General features: G+C 70.9%; 16 protein-coding genes. 15 read left to right on the forward strand and 1 reads right to left on the reverse strand.

Translation table 11 applies throughout. The features are described 5' to 3' along the window. Nucleotides 1-150 precede the first annotated feature (150 nt). The 15 genes from PINTE_RS01665 (at nt 151) to PINTE_RS01735 (ending at nt 18,653) form a co-directional block, all read left to right on the forward strand. Entirely contained in the window at nt 151-1,092 is a 942-nt protein-coding gene (locus tag PINTE_RS01665) for a glycerophosphodiester phosphodiesterase family protein (protein ID WP_068425327.1), read from the forward strand. A 49-nt stretch (nt 1,093-1,141) separates the two neighbouring features. Continuing rightward, on the forward strand, nt 1,142-2,335 hold the full coding sequence (gene coaE / locus PINTE_RS01670) for a dephospho-CoA kinase (RefSeq protein WP_068425330.1): 1,194 nt from the start codon (nt 1,142-1,144) through the stop codon (nt 2,333-2,335). Between the two features lie 111 nt (nt 2,336-2,446). Then, nucleotides 2,447-3,106, forward strand: coding sequence for an AAA family ATPase (locus PINTE_RS01675; protein WP_157087024.1), 660 nt, complete (start codon nt 2,447-2,449; stop codon nt 3,104-3,106). A gap of 90 nt (nt 3,107-3,196) precedes the next feature. Beyond that, nucleotides 3,197-3,865, forward strand: coding sequence for an SgcJ/EcaC family oxidoreductase (locus PINTE_RS01680; protein WP_084343094.1), 669 nt, complete (start codon nt 3,197-3,199; stop codon nt 3,863-3,865). 96 nt (nt 3,866-3,961) lie between these two features. Next, entirely contained in the window at nt 3,962-6,061 is a 2,100-nt protein-coding gene (gene uvrB, locus PINTE_RS01685; protein ID WP_068425336.1) for an excinuclease ABC subunit UvrB, read from the forward strand. A 264-nt stretch (nt 6,062-6,325) separates the two neighbouring features. Next, nucleotides 6,326-7,324, forward strand: coding sequence for a TerC/Alx family metal homeostasis membrane protein (locus PINTE_RS01690; RefSeq protein ID WP_068425339.1), 999 nt, complete (start codon nt 6,326-6,328; stop codon nt 7,322-7,324). A gap of 835 nt (nt 7,325-8,159) precedes the next feature. Next, on the forward strand, nt 8,160-8,897 hold the full coding sequence (locus PINTE_RS24110; protein ID WP_245642742.1) for a hypothetical protein: 738 nt from the start codon (nt 8,160-8,162) through the stop codon (nt 8,895-8,897). Beyond that, complete coding sequence (locus tag PINTE_RS01700; protein ID WP_245642743.1) at nt 8,849-9,688, forward strand: HNH endonuclease signature motif containing protein; 840 nt, start codon at nt 8,849-8,851, stop codon at nt 9,686-9,688. The genes PINTE_RS24110 and PINTE_RS01700 overlap by 49 nt, the downstream gene beginning before the upstream one ends. A gap of 83 nt (nt 9,689-9,771) precedes the next feature. Continuing rightward, the gene (locus PINTE_RS01705) at nt 9,772-10,551 is read left to right on the forward strand and encodes an IclR family transcriptional regulator (RefSeq protein ID WP_068425473.1); all 780 of its coding nucleotides are present in this window, start codon (nt 9,772-9,774) and stop codon (nt 10,549-10,551) included. A 160-nt stretch (nt 10,552-10,711) separates the two neighbouring features. Continuing rightward, on the forward strand, nt 10,712-12,760 hold the full coding sequence (locus PINTE_RS01710) for an NADH:flavin oxidoreductase (RefSeq protein WP_157087025.1): 2,049 nt from the start codon (nt 10,712-10,714) through the stop codon (nt 12,758-12,760). A gap of 113 nt (nt 12,761-12,873) precedes the next feature. Then, nucleotides 12,874-14,031: an NAD(P)/FAD-dependent oxidoreductase gene (locus PINTE_RS01715; protein WP_068425347.1), complete on the forward strand. Its 1,158-nt coding sequence runs from the start codon at nt 12,874-12,876 to the stop codon at nt 14,029-14,031. Next, nucleotides 14,031-14,291, forward strand: a complete 261-nt coding sequence (locus tag PINTE_RS01720) for a (2Fe-2S)-binding protein (RefSeq protein WP_068425350.1) — start codon at nt 14,031-14,033, stop codon at nt 14,289-14,291. The genes PINTE_RS01715 and PINTE_RS01720 overlap by 1 nt, the downstream gene beginning before the upstream one ends. Beyond that, nucleotides 14,281-15,750: an FAD/NAD(P)-dependent oxidoreductase gene (locus PINTE_RS01725; protein WP_068425354.1), complete on the forward strand. Its 1,470-nt coding sequence runs from the start codon at nt 14,281-14,283 to the stop codon at nt 15,748-15,750. The genes PINTE_RS01720 and PINTE_RS01725 overlap by 11 nt, the downstream gene beginning before the upstream one ends. Before the next feature lie 68 nt (nt 15,751-15,818). Then, nucleotides 15,819-16,820, forward strand: coding sequence for a proline racemase family protein (locus tag PINTE_RS01730; protein ID WP_068425355.1), 1,002 nt, complete (start codon nt 15,819-15,821; stop codon nt 16,818-16,820). Nucleotides 16,821-17,030: 210 nt separating this feature from the next. Beyond that, nucleotides 17,031-18,653 (forward strand): glycine betaine uptake BCCT transporter, encoded by a 1,623-nt coding sequence (locus tag PINTE_RS01735; protein ID WP_084343096.1) that lies wholly within the window; start codon nt 17,031-17,033, stop codon nt 18,651-18,653. A 35-nt stretch (nt 18,654-18,688) separates the two neighbouring features. Here the strand turns inward: PINTE_RS01735 and PINTE_RS01740 are convergent, their stop codons facing one another. Then, nucleotides 18,689-19,348, reverse strand: a complete 660-nt coding sequence (locus PINTE_RS01740; protein ID WP_068425359.1) for an MBL fold metallo-hydrolase — start codon at nt 19,346-19,348, stop codon at nt 18,689-18,691. Between the last annotated feature and the right edge of the window lie 116 nt (nt 19,349-19,464).

Below are 19,464 nucleotides of genomic sequence, written 5' to 3' on the forward strand. Positions count from 1 at the left end.
GTCAACCGGGCCCCGTCCCCGCAGCACGCGGGGGCGGGGCCCGCTGCCGTCTCCGCTGCCGTCTCCGGCGCAGTCTCCGGCGCCGTCGGAGGCCGTGTCGGACGACGTGTCGCGCGCCGGTCCGCGGGCGGCGCTTGCTAGAAAGTGCGGGTGAGGACGCAGCGACCGTCCCGGCCGTCCCCGCGCGGGCGCCGGATCGGCCCGTGGGCCGCGGGTTTCGACATCCAGGGGCACCGCGGGGCCAAGGCGCACCTGCCGGAGAGCACGTGGCCGGGATTCCTGCGGGCCGTCGAGTTGGGTTCGACGTCGGTCGAGTTCGACGTGCGCCTCACCGGCGACGGCGACGTCGTCGTCTGGCACGACGCGACCCTGGCCCGGGCCGACCCCGCGTTGCCCGCCGACGTGGCGCAGGCGTGGATCGCCGACCTGCCGACGAGCGTCGTCGTCGGAACCGCCGTGCGGCCCGGCTCCGCGCCGATCCTGCGCCTGCGCGACCTGCTGACCCGCCTGGGCGAGCAGCTGCCCAGCACCTGGGCCGTCGTCGAGGTGAAGGTCGACCACAACGTGCCCGGCGCCCCCATCGCCCGGGAGGCGCTCGTGGACGCGGTGCTCGCCGACATCGCCGCCACCGGTTTCGAGCGCGCCGTCGTGCACTCCTTCGACTGGGCGGTGCTCGAACGGGCCCGCCGGACCGCCTCCCACCTGCCGCGATCAGCGCTCGTCGAGGCGAAGACGCTGCGGCCGGGCAGCCCCTGGCTCGGCGGCGTCGACCCGGCCGGTTGGCGCGGCCCGCGCGATGTCGTCGCGGCGGCGGTCGCGGCCGGAGCCGACGCTCTGGCTCCGAACTGGCAGTGGCCCACCGATGCTCGCGAGCCGGGCGGCCGGATCGTGTCCGGCGGCGCGCTCGACGCGGCGTTCGTGGAGGCGGCGCACGACGCGGGCCTGCCGGTCGTGCCGTGGACGGTCAACGACCCCGCGCAGATCGCCCGGCTCATCGACCTCGGCGTCGACGGCATCGTCAGCGACAGCCCCGAACTGGTTACGCAGGCACTGACTTCGGCGCGGCGGCCGTCGGGCGGCTCACACGGGTGAGCGGGTGGGAAACACCCCGTGACCAGGTGGGCAGAGTTAGGGTCGGGGCATGTTGCGGATCGGTCTGACGGGGGGCATCGGCTCCGGAAAGTCGACGGTGACGGGCATCCTCGAGGAATTGGGGGCCCTCGTCATCGACGCCGACGCGCTGGCGCGGGAGGTGGTGGCCGCCGACACCGAGGGGTTGGCGGCGGTCGTCGAGCGGTTCGGGCCTGGGGTCATGGCCGCCGACGGTTCCCTCGACCGGCCGGCGCTGGCCTCCGCCGTCTTCGGCGACGAGCAGGCGCGCCGCGACCTGGAGGCGATCACGCACCCGCGCATCGCCGCCCGCACCGCGCAGATCATGACGGAGGCGGGCCCGGACCGGATCATCGTCCACGACGTGCCGCTGCTCGTCGAGAAGCGCATGGGCGGCAACTATCACCTCGTGGTCGTCGTCGACGCCCACCACGCGACCCGGCTCGAGCGGCTCGTGCAGCAGCGCGGGATGCCGGAGGCCGACGCCCGCGCGCGCATGGACCACCAGGCCAGCGACGACCAGCGCCGCGCCGCCGCCGACGTGGTCATCTCGAACGAGGGCTCGCTCGACGAGGTGCGGGACGCGACCCGCCGCCTGTGGGACGACCGGATCGTGCCGTTCGACGCGAATCTGCGCGCGGGCCGCGTCACCCGCTCCGCGGAGACCCCCGTGCTCGTCGACTACGACGAGGAGTGGCCCGCGACGGCGGCACGTCTGGCCGAACGCATCGGTGCGGCGCTGGGGGAGCGGGCCCCCGCGATCGAGCACGTCGGCTCCACCGCGGTGCCCGGCATGCCCGGCAAGGACGTCATCGACCTGCAGGTCGGGGTGCCGCGGCTCGCGGACGCCGACGACCCGGAGTTCGTCGGCGCCCTGGCCGCCATCGGGTTTCCGCGCATCGACGACTACCGCATGGACCACCCCACCGACGACCTGCCCGACCCGATGCTGTGGATCAAGCGGTTCCACGGGTCGTGCGACCCGGGTCGCGTCGTGCACCTGCACGTGCGCGAGCTGGAAAGCGCCGGCTGGCAGTACGCGCTGCTGTTCCGCGACTGGCTGCGGGCCGAGCCGGAGGCCGCCGCGGAATACGTCGACGTCAAGGCGAGCGTGTCGGCCGAGCACGGCGCGTCGAGCGAGTACGCGCAGGCCAAGGCGCCGTGGTTCAGCGAGATATGGCCTCGGATGCAGTCGTTCGCGCAGCGCACCGGCTGGCAGGACTGACAGCGGGCACACAGCCGCGGCACCGCTGGGCCCCGGGATGACGAGCGATCCTGTGCGGTAGTCGTCGGCGACCCGTCGACGCCCCCAGTTCGCGCCGCACGGAGGTCCGTCGTGCCCACCCATCCGCCCGTTCCCGCAGGTACCCCCGCAGTGGCCCCGGCCGCTGGGCCATCGGTCTCGGGTGACCTCGTGCTCGTCGGCGGCATGCCGGGCGCCGGCAAGTCGACGGCCATCGCGGCGGCGGGGCTCGACCTCGTCGGGGTGCGGGCGCTCGACCCCGACGGCCTTCGCCACTGGTTCGCCCGCCGGCTCCCAAGCACGCCGTACCGGTTCTACCGTCCGCTGTGTCACGCCCTGCACGCCGTCGTCGTGCTGAGCCTCATCCTGCTCGGCCCGCGCCGCGCCGGGCGTCTGCTCGTGCACGAGCCCAGCACCCGGCCGGCTCGGCTCCGAGCCCTGTCGTGGCTGGCCGGCCGCCGCGGCTGGCGCCCCGCGCTCGTGTACGTCGACGCCGCCCCGGAAGCCGCTCTCGCCGGGCAGGTCGCGCGCGGCCGGGTCGTCGACCCGTCGTCGTTCGCCGCCCACGTGCGCCGCTGGGAGCAGTTGCGGCGGGAGGCCGCCACCGGCCGATGCTGCGGCTGGTCGACGGTGCTCACCGACAGGGCCGGGGCCGCGGACGCCCTGCGCATCGTGCTGCGCGGCTCCGGTGACCTCGGTCGGCTTTCCTCGGTGGCTCGCGACGCGGGCTCGCACGAACCGCAGGCCGCCTGAACACCCGCTGAAGACCGCCTCCCCACTACTCTCCCGAGTACCGAATCGTGACCGAAAACACAGTCACGACAGATGAATTGGAGAGTCGGGATGAACAAGATCGCTGGGTCGACGGGTGCGCTGATCGCCGGGCTACTGCTCGCCGGGTGCGGCACGAACTCCGGGGCCACCGGGGCCACCGGGACATCGGCGGCTTCTGGGGCGGCCGGGGGAGTCGACCGCGTCTCGTCGGGCTCCGTGGTGGCGGCGCAGGCACCCGCCTCGGCGAACTCGGCGGCCCCGTTGGCCTCGGCGGCCTCGGCGGCTGCGCCGAGCGACGGCTCCGCTCGGCCTCCGCGCGACTGTCGCCCGATCACGAAGAAGCAGGTGAAGCGGCTGTTCGACCGCTGGAACGCTGCCGTGAAGAGCGGCGACCCGGAGGCCGTCGCGAAGAACTACGCTCCCGACTCCCTGCTGCTCGCGACGTTGAAGAACGAGCCGCGGACCACCCGCGCGGCGAAGGTGGACTACTTCGAGGAGTTCCTCGAGAGGAAGCCGGTCGGTCGCGTCATCGAGACCGACCGGCACATCGAGACCGACTGCCGCACGGCGCTCGACGCCGGCGTCTACGTGTTCACGTTCGCGAAGGACGGCAGCAAGACCGTCGCCCGGTACACGTTCACGTACCGCTGGGACGCGCGCCGCTGGCTCATCAGCAGCCACCACTCCTCGGCGATGCCGGAGCCGGTTGCGGCAGATTCGCCCTGGTTGAAGCCCTGATCGACGGGTTCCGTGGGGCGCTGCGGCGGGGTCTGACGGCCCCGCCGCAGCGGACGGGGAAGAACCTTGTCGGTGGTGGCGTTTACCGTCTTCGTTATGCGCCCCACGACCGACCTTCAACGCACGGTGGCCCCCATCCGGGTGGTCTCCGATTACGAGCCTTCGGGCGACCAGCCCACCGCCATCGCCGACCTCGCTCATCGGATCGACGCCGGCGAGCAGGACGTCGTGCTGCTCGGCGCCACCGGCACCGGTAAGTCGGCGACGACGGCCTGGCTCATCGAGCAGGTGCAGCGGCCGACGCTCGTGTTGGCCCCGAACAAGACGCTCGCCGCCCAGCTGGCGAACGAGTTCCGGGAGCTGTTGCCGCACAACGCGGTCGAGTACTTCGTCAGCTACTACGACTACTACCAGCCCGAGGCGTACGTGCCGCAGACGGACACGTACATCGAGAAGGACTCCTCGATCAACGACGAGGTCGAGCGGCTGCGGCACTCGGCGACCAACTCGCTGCTCACTCGTCGTGACGTCGTCGTCGTCGCGTCGGTGTCATGTATCTACGGCTTGGGCACGCCGCAGGAGTACGTCGACCGCATGGTGCGCCTGAAGGTCGGGCAGGAGATCGACCGCGACGAGCTGCTGCGGCAGTTCGTCACCATGCAGTACACCCGTAACGACCTCGCGTTCAGCCGCGGCACGTTCCGGGTGCGCGGCGACACCGTCGAGATCATCCCGGTCTACGAGGAGCTCGCGGTGCGCATCGAGTTCTTCGGCGACGAGATCGAGCGCATCTACACGCTGCACCCGGTCAGCGGTGAGGTCGTGCGCGAGGAAGACGAGATGTACGTCTTCCCCGCCACGCACTACGTCGCCGGTCCGGAGCGCATGGAGCGGGCGATCAAGGGCATCGAACTCGAACTCGCCGACCAGCTCGAGACCTTCGAGAAGCAGGGCAAGCTGCTCGAGGCCCAGCGGCTGCGCATGCGCACGACCTACGACATCGAGATGATGCGCCAGGTCGGCTCGTGCAGCGGCATCGAGAACTACTCGATGCACATCGACGGGCGCTCCCGCGGGTCGGCGCCGAACTGTCTGCTCGACTACTTCCCGGAGGATTTCCTGCTCGTCATCGACGAGTCGCACGTCACCGTGCCGCAGATCGGGGCGATGTACGAGGGCGACATGTCCCGCAAGCGGGTGCTCGTCGAGCACGGCTTCCGCCTGCCGAGCGCGATGGACAACCGGCCGCTGAAGTGGGAGGAGTTCCTCGAGCGCATCGGGCAGACCGTCTACCTGTCGGCGACGCCGGGCGACTACGAGCTGGCGAAGTCCGACGGGGTCGTCGAGCAGATCATCCGCCCGACCGGCCTGGTCGACCCGGAGATCGTGTTGCGCGGTACGAAGGGGCAGATCGACGACCTGCTCGAGCAGATCCACCAGCGCACGCAGCGCAACGAGCGGGTGCTCGTCACGACGCTGACGAAGAAGATGGCCGAAGACCTCACCGACTACCTCCTGGAGAAGGGGGTGCGGGTGCGCTACCTGCACTCCGAGGTCGACACCCTGCGGCGCGTCGAGCTGCTGCGGGAGCTGCGGATGGGGGATTACGACGTGCTCGTCGGCATCAACCTGCTGCGCGAGGGCCTCGACCTGCCCGAGGTGTCGTTGGTCAGCATCCTCGACGCCGACAAGGAGGGCTTCCTGCGCTCCACCCGCAGCCTGATTCAGACGATCGGCCGCGCCGCCCGCAACGTTTCGGGCCAGGTGCACATGTACGCCGACACGATCACCCCGTCGATGGCCGAGGCCATCGAGGAGACCCGCCGGCGGCGGGAGAAGCAGATCGCGTTCAACACCGCCAACGGCATCGACCCCAAGCCACTGCGCAAGCGCATCGCCGACATCACCGACATGCTCGCCCGCGAAGACGCCGACACCGAGGCGCTGCTGGGCAGCGGACGCAGCCAGTCGCGCGGGCGCAAGGGCGGCGGTCGGGCGTCGTCGGCGGCACCGGCTCCGTCGCGGATCGATCCCTCCGCCATGGCGTCGGCCGAGCTGGCCGAGCTCATTCAGGAGCTCACCGGGCAGATGCACGCCGCGGCCGGGGAGCTGCAGTTCGAGCTCGCGGCGCGGTTGCGCGACGAGATCGGTGACCTGAAGAAGGAGTTGCGGGCGATGCGCGCCGCGACCGGCTGACGGCACGACGGAGTCCGCCTCGGACACGATTTGCCGCTATTGCAGTGATCCGCGTGCCGCTACATAGACGTTCGGCTCCGGCATCTGGAAGGATGTGGCAGTCCTCGGAGGGGAGTATCCCGCGACGGCCACCTCGCCAGCACGGCGCCCAGCGCACCGGTCGGTACCGACCTGCAGCACTGGGCGACCCGGGGGGCCGACCCGCTCGATCGGGTGGGAGAGACCTCCGGCCGCCCGCTTGAGGTACCGGAAGGCTCTCCACCTATGAATACCCCCTTGTGGGTCTGGATCGCCACGATCGGCGTGACGTGCACCTTCCTGCTGGTCGACGTCCTGTGGATCGTGAAACGGCCGCACGTGCCGTCGATGGCCGAGTGCGCGCGCTACCTGGCCTTCTTCGTCAGCGCCGCGATCCTCTTCGGCATCGGTATCGGCGTGCTCGCCGGCTGGAACTTCGGCGCGGAGTTCTTCGCCGGCTGGTTGACCGAATACTCGTTGTCGATCGACAACCTGTTCGTCTTCATCATCATCATGGCCAAGTTCGGCGTGCCGGAGAAATACCAGCAGGCCGCGCTCATGGTGGGCATCATCATCGCGCTGATCCTGCGGGCGATCTTCATCGCCGTCGGCGCCGCGCTGATCAACCAGTTTGCGTGGGTGTTCTACATCTTCGGAGCGTTCCTCATCTACACGGCGGTCAAGCTGGCCAAGGAGGGCCTGGACGAGGACGAGGACGACGAGTTCAAGGAGAACGCCTTCCTCACCTGGGTCACCAAGCGTTTCCCGGCGACCACCTCGTGGCACGCGGGCACCAAGCTGTTCACGCACGAGAACGGCAAGCGCGTCATCACGCCGATGCTCATCGTCATCCTCGCGCTGGGCTCGACCGACCTCATGTTCGCGCTCGACTCGATTCCCGCCATCTACGGCCTGACCCGCGAGCCGTTCATCGTGCTGACCGCGAACATCTTCGCCCTCATGGGTCTGCGGCAGCTGTACTTCCTCATCGGCGGCCTGCTCAAGCGGCTCGTGTACCTCAGCCTCGGCCTGTCCGTGCTGCTGGCCTTCATCGGCGTGAAGCTCATCTTCCACGCGCTGCACGAGAACACCCTGCCGTTCCTCAACGGGGGTGAGCCGATCCACGCGGTGCCCGAGATCCCGACGTGGCTCTCCCTCATCGCGATCGTCCTCATCCTCGGTGTCACCACGATCGCCAGCCTCATGAAGACCTCCCGCGACAAGCGCGAGCAGGTCGGTTCCTGACCGCGGATCGAGTCAGATCGGCGCGGCTCGGCTCGGCGCGGATCGCGCTGGCCCGGAAATACGATCGGCGGCCCGGTGGGCATTCCCACCGGGCCGCCGGCGTGTGTTCCCACGGTTGCCCGGGTGACCGTGGGGAATTCGACGCGCGAAGTAGCTGCGCCTGGTGCTGTCGTGTCAACCCGGGCGCGGCCAGGCAGGCGCGCGGTCAGGCAGGCACTCCTGGCCGGGTGCTCACCCACATACCGAGCACAGCAACCCCGGGCGCGGCCGGGCAGGCGCCACAGCCGACGCTCGACCCCCACCTCAAATGCTCGCCGACGTCCCGAGGCCGCTACGCCTCCGACTCGGACGGGTGCCCGCGGAGAATTCGCCATATCGACGATCCCGATGAAGCCTCCCCGGGGGTCGGCCAGCGAACCCGCAGGCCAGGAGGCTGCCGCGAAAACGAACCCGCGACGCGATAGCCGAAATGGTGAAACGATCGCGGGTACCGGGGCCGACTGCGCGTGTGTTTGACACGCGGGTGCCGCCCGCCAACTCGCATGTCGGCGACCACGATGGAGTGCTTCGGGCATCTCGTGCAGGTCGGGCTCGGGGCGCTACTACGGAGGGCAGTCGGGGAGTTTGGCACCCTGCTGCCCGTTGTGGTGGTCGACCAGGGCCGCCCTTCAGTGGTCGTGAAGTGACCTATCTCACAATCTCTTCCTTGGGTGAATTCCATTGTGAGGGAGGTCTATTCGCAGCCCACGGAACTGCCTTGAATACGCCTGTGGCGCAGGGTTCTTCGCGCGATGGAGGGATAGGCCAGTGAACAATAGTTCGATATTCTATGAGCATGCATTCCTCTCCGATGGGCGACTTTTCCGGCGGTGCTGCGGCACCGGCCGGTGGCGTCGATGTGTCGGGAGGCGGGGTGGCCCAGCCTGTGGGGGAGGCGCTACTGGGGCAGGTTCAGGCGGCCCGCGCGGCGTTGTCGGGGTTGCCGGGGCTGTTGTCGCGGGTCGGGTCGGATGAGTTGCCCGAGCTGGCCGCTGCTGCCGCCGGCGCCGTGGCCGCGGCGTGCGCCGCGCAGGCGGCGGTCGTGCTGGAGGCCGAGAACCGCGGCGTCATCGCGGAGTCCGATCATCCGCGGGTGCCGGCATGGGTGCAGCAGTCGCACGTGGAAGCCGGGGTACCGGTGTCGCCCAGCCGGGCTCGGGCGTTGGGGGCGCTGGCGCGGATCTGCGATCGCCAGGACGCGGCGCCGCTACGGGAGGCCGTTCTTGAGGGGCGGGTCACCATCGAAGCTGCAGACCTGCTCGCCGGTACCTATCGGCGGTTGCAGGGGTCGATCGCCGTGACCTCCTGGGACGGGGTCATGGACGCGCTCATTCGGTTGGCTGCGCACGGGGTGAACCGGCGGGAACTGGCCGCGATGGAAGAGCGATCATCGGGCAGTACGGCACCGAGCAGGAATACCTGGAGCGGGAGCGCCGGTATGACCGGCGCGACTTCACCGAACTCACGCTCAATCCGCGGACGGGGATGTACGAAGGCCGCGTGCGGCTCGACGCCGCGTCGGCCGCGACGGTGATCGCCGCGATCAACGCCCTGAGCGCGCCGAGGCCCACTAAGCCAGCGACAGCTGACGCGGCTGACGCGGTTGACGCGGTTGACGCGGTTGACGCGGTTGACAGGGCCGAAGCGACGGACCCGGCGGCCGCCGGTAAGCCCGAGCCCGACCTGCGGACCGCGGGTGAACGCCGCGCCGACGCGCTCGTCGCGCTGGCCGCGCACGCCGCGGTTCCGGACAAGAACACTCCGGGCACCGGCTCCAAGGCCAAGGTCGTCGTGACCATCAAGCTCGCCGACCTGGTCGCCGGCCTCGAATCCGAGGCCCTGCCCGGCCTGTTCGCCGACCTCGTGCGCAAGCATCGCGAACACACCGGCGGCACCGGATTCCGCACCGACCACAACCACGACTGCGGCACCACCGCCTTCGGGCACACCCTGACCCCCGGCCAGGTGCGGGTGCTCTCCTGCGATGCGCAGATCATCCCCGCCGTCCTCGGCACCGGGCCCGAACCCCTCGACCTCGGCCGTGGAAAACGCCTGATCACACCGGCACTGGCCACCTACCTGGCCATGCGAGACGGCGGATGCACCTTCCCGGGCTGCTCCATGCCACCGGCCTGGTGCGACGGGCACCACCTGATCAGCTGGCTCATGGGCGGCCCCACCGACCGCCACAACACAGCGCTGCTCTGCCGACATCACCACACGGTCGTGCACCGGTACGGCTTCGTCGGGGTTGTGGTCGACGGCCAAGTCCGGTGGAGCAGAGCCGACGGCACCCCCATCGGCAACCGACCACGCGCCGGATAACGCCGACCGCCGAGCCGGACGGCTCGGAGATAGCACCGCGCGTCCCGATGTCGGTGACGCACGGCTTCGATACCCTGTCTCGCATGGTGGAAAGTCGCGAATCGCGGGACGCATCGGTGCAGTCGGTGGATCGAGCGATCTCGATCCTGCAGGTGCTCGCCCGAGGTGGCTCAGTGCGGGTCAGCGACATCGCGAGCAATCTCGACCTGCACAAGTCGACGGTCTCGCGGTTGCTGGCCACCCTCGAGGCGCGCGGCCTCGTCGCGAAGAACGAGACCCGCGGCAGCTACTCGCTCAGCGACGGCATCCTGCAGCTCGCCGCCGGGGCCACCCGGCGCCGCGGGGGGCCGGTCCTCGACCGTCAGATCTGCGAAGAACTCGCCGAGGCGGTGGGGGAGACGATCGTCGTGACCATCCTCGACGGCGACGCCGTGCTGAGCATCGATCAGGTCACCGGTCCCGCCCCCATCAGCGCCATCAACTGGATCGGGCAGCGCTCCCCGCTGCACGCCACGTCCTCGGGCAAGCTGTTCCTCGCCGAGGAATCGCCGGAGTCCGTCACACGCCTCCTGCCGACGCTCGCCCGCTACACCGACCGCACCATCACCGACCCGCAGGCGCTGGCCACCGAGCTCGCCGCCGTGCGCGACCAGGGCTTCGCCGTCGTACACGGGGAACGAACGCCCGGCCTGTCCGCCGTCTCCGTGCCCGTCCGCGACCTCGAGGGGCGCATGCTCGTCGCGCTCACCGTCTCCGGGCCCAGCACCCGCATCGCCCCCCAGGCGGTGCCGACCATCGTCACGCACGCTCGTGCTGCCGCCGCCCGCCTCTCGGAACGCAACGGGCACCCCAAGCGCGGCTGACCGCGCACTCCGAAACCCTTGACAGGTCGAGTCCGCGGCTGGTTCCGTTATCAAGTAGAACCGCATCGTGAATCGACCCGCGATGCGAAACAGCCGCCCAAGCGATCGTCAATGACGACGACGCGGTGGCCCCGCGCAACACCCTTCCGAAGAGAGCCCCATGGGACTGCCCGACCTCGACCCCCTGCTCCAGCCCTTCCACCTGCGCCACCTCACCCTGCGCAACCGGATCGTCAGCACCTCCCACGAGCCGGCGTTCGGCGAGGACGGCATGCCGAAGGACCGCTACCGCCTCTACCACCGCGAAAAGGCCCGCGGGGGAGTCGGATTGACGATGATGGGCGGCTCGGCCGTCGTCGCCCCCGACAGCCCGCCCGCGTTCGGCAACCTGCTGCTGTACAAAGACGAGATCGTCCCGTGGCTGCGCGCGATCGCCGACGACGTGCACGACGCCGGTGCCGGCCTCATGTGTCAGGTGACCCACCTCGGTCGGCGCAGTTCCAGCTACACGGGCGACTGGCTCCCGATGGTCTCGGCCTCCCCGGTGCGCGAGCCCGCCCACCGCGCCTTCCCCAAGGCCGCCGAGGACTGGGACCTCGACCGCATCGTCGACGACTACGTCTCCGCCGCGCAGCGCTGTCGCGAGGCCGGGCTCGACGGGATCGAGCTCTACCTCGCCGGGCACCTGCTCGACAGCTTCCTCTCCCCGCGCACCAACCGCCGCGACGACGAACTCGGCGGCGACCTGGCCCACCGGCTCGCCTTTCCCCGCCGGGTCGTCACCGCCGTGCGGCAGGCCGTCGGGCCGGAGTTCATCGTCGGCATCCGCATGATGGTCGAGGACGACCGGCCCGGCGCGCTGCCCCGCGACGAGGGCATGACCGCCCTGCGCGCGTTCATCGACGACGGCGTCGACTTCCTCTCGACGATCAAGGGGTCCATCGAGAGCGACCACACTCTCGCCCAGGTGATTCCGTCGATGGGGCAGCCCTCGGCGCCGTTCCTCGACTGGTCGGGCGCCATCAAGAGCGAGATCGACATCCCCGTCATGCACGCCTCGCGCATCGCCGACGTCGCCACCGCTCGCCACGCCGTGCGCGAGGGCCTGCTCGACCTCGTCGGCATGACCCGCGCCCAGCTCGCCGACCCCTACCTCGTCAGCAAGATCGCCCGCGGCGAGGAAGACCGCATCCGCCCGTGCGTCGGCGCCAACTACTGCCTCGACGCGATCTACGCCTCCGGCGACGCCAAGTGCGTGCACAACCCCGCCACCGGCCGCGAGGCGCTGCTGCCGCACGAGATCGAGCCCGACTCCGGTCCCGCCAAGCGCGCCGTCGTCATCGGAGCCGGTCCGGCCGGCCTCGAAGCCGCCCGCGTGCTCGGCGCCCGCGGCCACCACGTGACGCTCCTCGAGGCCGCCGACGCCCCCGGCGGGCAGCTGCGCATGCTGCAAGGCTCCCGGCACCGGCGCGACCTGCTCGGCATCGTCGACTGGCGGTTCGCCGAGGCCCGGCATCACGGCGTCGACATCAAACGCGGCCACTACGCCGAGGCCGACGAGGTGCTCGCCATGCACCCCGACGTCGTGTTCGTCGCCACCGGCGGCATGCCGAACTCCGACGTGCCCGCCGAGGGAACCACCCTCGTGCGGGACACGTGGGACCTGCTGGACGGCACCCTCAAGCCGTCCGGCGACGTGCTGTTCTTCGACGACCACGGCGGCCACCAGGCGCTCGACGCAGTCGAGGCCCTGCTCGAACGCGGCTGCCGCGTCGAGTACGTCACCCCGGAACGCACGATCGGCGTCGACGTCGGCTCGATGAACTCGCCCGCCTACCTGAAGCTGTTCGCCGAACACGACGTGCGCCTGAGCCTTCCGTACTACCTGCGGGCCGTGCGCAAGAGCCCGAACGGGCGGCTCGAGGCGACGCTGTGGAGCGAGTACGCCGACCGCGAGATCACCCGCGAGGTCGACCACGTCATCGTCGACCACGGCACCCTGCCGGTGGACGACCTCTACACCGAACTCGTCGCCGGGTCGATCAACGGCGGCGCCGTCGACCACGACGCGCTCATCGCCGGGCGGCCCCAGGAGGTCGTCCGCAATCCCGACGGCGCCTACCGGCTGTACCGCATCGGCGACGCCGTCACCAGCCGCAACATCCACGCCGCGATCTACGACGCACTGCGTCTGGCGCTCGCCGTCTGAGGCGGGACGTTCGTGACCGACCCACTGCGGAGCGGCCGCGCCGCTATGGAATATTGCACCTCGTGGGTGCGGGGCCCGCGGCCTCGCCTGCGGCGAACCGAGAGCGAGCGAGCATGCGCGTAGTCATCGTCGGCGCCGGCATGATCGGGGCCTGCACAGCCCTGGCGCTGGCCCGGGCCGGCTGCGAGGTCGAGGTGCTCGACCGGCTCCAGGTGGGGGCGGGCACGACGAGCCGCGGCGAGGGCAACGTGCTCGTCTCCGACAAGGGGCCCGGGCCCGAGCTCGACCTCGCCCTCGTCAGCCGCCGCCTCTGGGGCGACCTTGCGCTCGAGATCGGCGCCGACGCACTCGAATTCGAGGCCAAGGGCGGCGTCGTCGTCACCCCTGACACCGCCTCGCTGCCCGCGCTGCGGGAGTTCGCCGACGGCCAGGCCGCCGCGGGCGTGGACGCCCGGACCGTCGACGACGTGCACGAGCTCGAGCCGCACCTCGCGCCCGAGCTCGACGTCGGCATCTGGTACCCCCAGGACGCCCAGGTGCAGCCGGTGCTCGCGGCCCACGCGATCCTGCGGCACGCCTGCGCGCTCGGAGCCCGATACCGGCCCGGCACCACCGTCGTCGGCGCGCTCCAATGCGGCGGACGGCTCACCGGGGTGCGCACCGACACCGGGGACGTCGCGGCCGACGCCGTCGTCAACGCCGCCGGCACCTGGGGCGGCGCGGTCTCGGAGTCGCTCGGAGCGCCGGTGCCGGTGCTGCCGCGCCGCGGGTTCGTGCTCGTCACCGAGCCACTGCCGCTGTGGGTGCGGCACAAGGTCTACACCGCCGACTACGTGACGAACGTCGCCGCCTCCACCGAGGGCCTGGAAACCTCGTGCGTCGTCGAAAGCACCCGCGGCGGCACGATCCTCATCGGCGCCAGCCGCGAGCGCGTCGGCTACGACACGACGATGCTGCCCAGCACCCCCGCGCGCCTGGCCGCCCAGGCCGTCTCCCTCTTCCCGCGGCTCGCCGACGCCTCGCTGCTGCGCGTCTATCGGGGCTTCCGCCCGTACTGCCCCGACCCCCTGCCGGTCATCGGCCCCGACGACCGGATGCCCGGGCTCGTCCACGCCTGTGGCCACGAAGGAGCCGGGATCGGGCTCGCGCCCGCCACCGCCGAGCTCGTCGCCGCGCACCTGCTCGGCGGCGACGTCGACGCGGCCGCCGGGGGAGATGCCGCCGCCTTTTTGCCCGGCCGGTTCGCGACCGACACCGCGAAGGAGACGTGATGACCGAGTTCAGCTTCGACGGCCGGCCGGTGCCGTTCCGGCCGGGCCAGACCGTCGGCGCGGCCCTCGTCGCCGACGGGCGCCTCTCGTGGCGCAGCACCCGCCGCCACAGCGCCCCGCGCGGCATCTTCTGCGGCATCGGCGTCTGCTTCGACTGCCTCGTCACCGTCGACGGCCGCCCCAACGAACGCGCCTGCCTCGTGCCCGCCGCCGACGGCCTGCGCGTCAGCACCCAGGAGGGCACCGGACATGACGACTGAGCGCGCCGACCTCCTCGTTGTCGGAGCCGGTCCGGCCGGCCTCGCCGCCGCCGTCACCGCCGCCCTCGGCGGCCTGCGGGTCACGCTGCTCGACGCGGGCCCCGGTCTCGGCGGCCAGTATTGGCGCCACCCCGCGCCCGGCGCCGCCCGGGAGCTGCGCTCCTCGACCCGTCGCTACCACCACGACCTGCGCACCTACGCGGCGCTCACCGACTCCGTGGCCCGGCTTGCGGAGCGCGGCGCGCTGGCCTACCGGCCGAACCACCAGGTGTGGACCGCCGCCGTCTCGGACGGCACCTCCGGCGGCTTCGTCGCCCACGCCGTCGACCGCGGGGATGCCCGCGCTGAGCCGCGCGCCCGCCGCTACTCCGGCTCCCGGCTGCTCGTCGCGACCGGAGCCTACGACCGGCAGCTGCCGTTCGAGGGCTGGGACCTGCCGGGGGTGTTTTCCGCCGGCGGCCTGCAGGCGCTGCTCAAGGGCAACGGCGCGCGGGCCGGCAGCCGCGTCGTCATCGGCGGCACCGGGCCGTTCCTGCTGCCGGTGGCCGTCGGGCTCGCCCAGGCCGGGGCCGAGGTCGCTGCGGTCTGCGAGGCCTCCTCAGGCGCCGGCTGGCTGCGGCAGGCTCGCGCGCTGTCCGGCGTGCCCGGCAAGCTCGTCGAGGGCGCCGAGTATGCCGCTGAACTCGCCCGTTATCGCATCCCGCTGCGGCCCCGCACCGCGATCATCGCCGCCCGCGGCGACCGGCGAGTCGAAGAAGTGACGACCGCCCGGCTGTCCGCCCAGGGCGCGGTCGTGCCGGGCTCGCAGCGCACGCTCGTCGCCGACACGGTCGGGGTCGGCTGGGGGTTCGCGCCGCAGCTGGACCTGGCGGTGACCCTGGGGTGCGAGCTGACCGGCTCCGCGGACGGCAACGAGGTGGTCGTCGTCGACGCCGGACAGCGCACGAGCGTGCCGGGTGTCAGCGCCGCGGGGGAGGTGTGTGGTGTCGGTGGCGCGGTGCTCGCGCTGCGCGAGGGGCAGCTGGCGGCCGAGGCCGTGCTCGCCGACTCCGGTCGCGAACCGGTTACCGGCGCAGCCGATCTCGAGCGGGTGCGGCGCCTCGTCGCCGCCCACCGCGCGTTCGCCACTGCGATGCACACCGCGCACCCGCTGCCGCCGCGCTGGGGCGAGCAGGTCGGCGACGACGCCACCGTGTGCCGCTGCGAGGAGGTCACCGCCGGGGCCGTGCGGGCCGCCGTCGACGAAGGAGCCGGTGACGCCCGGCAGGTCAAGCAGCTGACCCGCGCCGGCATGGGCTGGTGCCAGGGGCGCATGTGCGCCGCCGGCGTCGAGTGCCTGGTGCGGTCGACGCGGCCGGACGCTCCCAGCGCCGGTGCGCCGCTGCGGATGCCCGCGAGCGAACGGCTCGTCGCCACGCCCGTGCCGCTGCGCGCCCTCGTCGCCGAGAGCGACGCCTGACACGCCGCGAGTCCACCCAGAGTCACCGAAGCAGCTCACCGAAGCAGTTCACCGAGGAAAGGAACAGCATGCGTTCGCAGGTCGTCTACCACGCCGTCGACAGCCACACCGAGGGCATGCCGACCCGCGTCATCACCGGGGGCGTCGGGGTGCTGCCCGGCGCGACGATGTTCGAGCGCCGGCAGCGGTTCGTCGCCGAACGCGACGGACTGCGCGAGCTGCTCATGCGCGAGCCCCGCGGCCACTCGGCGATGTCCGGGGCCATCCTGCAGCCGCCCACCCGCGACGACGCCGACTACGGCGTGCTCTACATCGAGGTCTCCGGCTGCCTGCCGATGTGCGGCCACGGCACGATCGGCGTCGCCACCGTGCTCGTCGAGACCGGCATGGTGCCCGTCGTCGAGCCGGAGACGGTCATCCGCCTCGACGCCCCCGCCGGCCTGGTCACCGCCCGGGTCGCGGTCAAGGACGGCCACGCGGAGTCGGTGACCCTGGAGAACGTCTCCTCGTACTGCCACGCGCTCGACGAGGTCGTCGACGTGCCGGGCTACGGGCAGGTGCGCTACGACATCGCCTACGGCGGCAACTTCTACGCGATCGTGCACCTGGAGGACCTCGGCATCGACTTCCAGCGGCGCAACGGCCAGCGGATGCTCGACGCCGGCCTGGCGATCATGGACGCCATCAACGCACAGAATCCTGTGCGGCACCCGGAGAATCCCGACATCAACGTGTGCCATCACGTCTACCTCGAGGCGCCCGGCTCCACCGCGCAGCACTCGCGGCACGCCATGGCGATCCACCCCGGCTGGTTCGACCGCTCACCGTGCGGCACCGGCACGAGCGCCCGCATGGCCCAGCTGCACGCCCGCGGCCTGCTCGGCGTCGACGAGCCGTTCGTCAACGAGTCGTTCATCGGCTCGCGTTTCATCGGCCGCATCGCCGGCGAGACGACCGTCGGCGACCGCCCCGGCATCCGCCCCACCGTCACCGGGCGCGCCTGGGTCACCGGCACCGCGCAGTACATGCTCGACCCCAGCGACCCGTTCCCGCGCGGCTTCACGATCTGATCGTCCCCGGACACAGCCTCCGAATTGCCCAGCTACGTATGCGAATTCGCAGGCCCGCCGGTTGGCGACGGGCCTTGACACGGGTGTCGGCCGCTGCTTTTCTGGCACGCGAATCGTCGGCCCTCGACCGTGAACGGTGGTGTGTCGAGCGCTGCTCCGCGACGGGGTCGACTGTGCGGTCGTCCCGGCCATGAACCGGTGGGAGATCTCATGACAACCGACGACCAGATCGCACGGGCTGAGCGCGAGGGGCCGCGCAGGGGCAAGGTCGGGGTGGTGTTCTTCGCCTCTCTGGCCGTCGCGCTGGCCTTCATCGGCTGGGGCGTGTTCTTCACCGACAGCATGCAGCGGTTCAACGCCGCCGCGCTGGAGACGATCATTCGCTCGTTCGGCTGGGTCTACCTCATCGCCACGACGTTTTTCATCTTCTTCCTGCTGTTTCTCGCCATGAGCCGGTTCGGGCGCATCCGCCTGGGACGCGACGAGGACCGTCCGGAATTCAGCACGCTGTCGTGGTGGGCGATGCTGTTCAGCGCCGGAATGGGCATCGGACTGGTGTTCTTCGGGGTCGGGGAGCCGATATCGCACCTGACGAACCCGCCGCTGGGGCGCGCGGAGCCGAATTCGATCGAGGCGGGCCGGCTCGCCATGCAGTACACGTTTTTCCACTGGGGACTGCATGCGTGGGCGCTCTACGGACTGGTTGCTCTCACGTTGGCCTACTTCCAGTTCCGCCGCGGCGCCCGCGGCATGATCAGCGCCGCCTTCTATCCGTTGTTCGGCGAGCGAGTCAACGGGTGGGTCGGCCACGTGATCGACATTCTCGCGATCTTCGTCACGGCCCTCGGGGTGGCGACCTCGTTCGGTCTGGGCGCGACCCAGATCAACGCCGGGCTCAACTACGAGTTCGGGATCACCGAAAGCATTCCCGTCCAGGTCGTGATCATCGTCGTCGTCATGTGCCTGTTCCTCGCGTCGGCCGTGTCCGGCCTGGACCGGGGTATCAAGATCCTCAGTAACCTCAACATGGCCCTGTTCACGCTCATCATGGTGTTCATCCTCATCGTGGGCCCGGCGGTCTTCATCTTCGACACGTTCACCGCCTCCATCGGCAACTACCTGCAGAACTTCCTGTCGATGAGCTTCACGTCCGGTGCCTTCACCGACGGTGCCGGCCAGGAATGGCTGCAGCAGTGGACGCTCTTCTACTGGGCCTGGTGGATGATGTGGGTCATGTGGGTCGGCACGTTCATCGCCCGCATCTCCAAGGGCCGCACGATCCGCGAATTCGTCGCCGGTGTGCTCATCGTGCCGAGCGTGCTGTGTTTCCTGTGGTTCTCGGTGCTGGGCGGGGCCGCGATCAATCTCGACATCTTCCACGGCGGAAACATCGGTGCCGCCGTGGCGGAGAACATCAGCACCGCCCTGTTCATCACCTTCGAGCAGTTCCCGATGAGCACCGTCGTCTCGCTCGTCGCGATCCTGCTGATCGGCTCGTTCTTCATCACCTCGGCCGACTCCGCGGCCTTCGTGCTCGCCATGCTGTCGAGCAACGGCGACATGAATCCGTCGGCGAAGATGAAGGTCATCTGGGGCGTCTTCGTCGCGTTCTTCGCCTTCGTGCTGCTCCTCGCGGGCGGCCTGGAGGCGGTACAGCAGGTCGCGATCATCACCGGCGTGCCGTTCACGATCCTGCTGCTGCTCATGGCCGTCTCGCTGTACCGCGGCGTCGCCGAGGAGTTCATGCCGGCTCACGAAGGCGGCCGCCAACACCGGACCGGGGAGGCGCACGGGCAGCCCGCGACCGAGGACGCGCGGGACCAGGCGCACTGACGAGTGGCCTGACGGCTACCCGGACGGGCTGAGAGCTACCAGCCGCGCTCGCGCCACTCCGGCACGCTGGGGCGCTCGGCGCCGAGGGTGGTGTCGGCGCCGTGGCCGGGGTAGACCCAGGTGTCGTCGTCGAAGACGGCGAACACCCGGCTCTCCAGGTCGTCCATGAGCTGCGTGAAGTCCTGCGGCGAGTTCGTCTTGCCGGGGCCGCCGGGGAAGAGGCTGTCGCCGGTGAACAGGTGCACGCGGCCGCCGGGCTCGGCCCACGCGAGCGCCACGGAGCCGGGCGTGTGGCCGGTCAGGCGCACGACCGACAGGTCGACGGCGCCGAACGAGATGACGTCGCCGTTCTCCACGGTCTCGTCGACGGCCACGGGCAGCTCCGGCGCGTCCGGGCCGCCCGCGTACGTCGTCGCGTGCGTCGCCTCGACGACGGCGCGCAGCGCGCGGTGGTGGTCCCAGTGCTGGTGGGTGGTGACGACCGCGTGCAGCCGCCCCGAGCCCTCCCGCACCAGCTCACCGATGCGCTCGTTGTCGTCGGCGGCGTCGATGAGCAGCTGCTCGTCGGTGGCGGTGCAGGTGAGCAGGTAGACGTTGTTGTCCATCGTGCCGACGCTGCATTTGCGGATCGTCAGGCCCTCGAGTTCGCGCACGTCGCTCGGTCCGCCGGGAGAGACATCTCCGGTGTAACCCATGTCACTGCTCCTGATCTGGTCGATAGCGGACGGGTGGCCGACCGCGAGCAGGAAGACGTCCGGACGGGGGGCGCCGCGTGACGTCTCGCCCGTTCGCGGGGCATTGCATTCAGTCT

Origin of the sequence: Piscicoccus intestinalis NBRC 104926, assembly GCF_001515525.1 — a bacterium.
In the GTDB taxonomy this organism is placed as follows: domain Bacteria; phylum Actinomycetota; class Actinomycetes; order Actinomycetales; family Dermatophilaceae; genus Kineosphaera; species Kineosphaera intestinalis.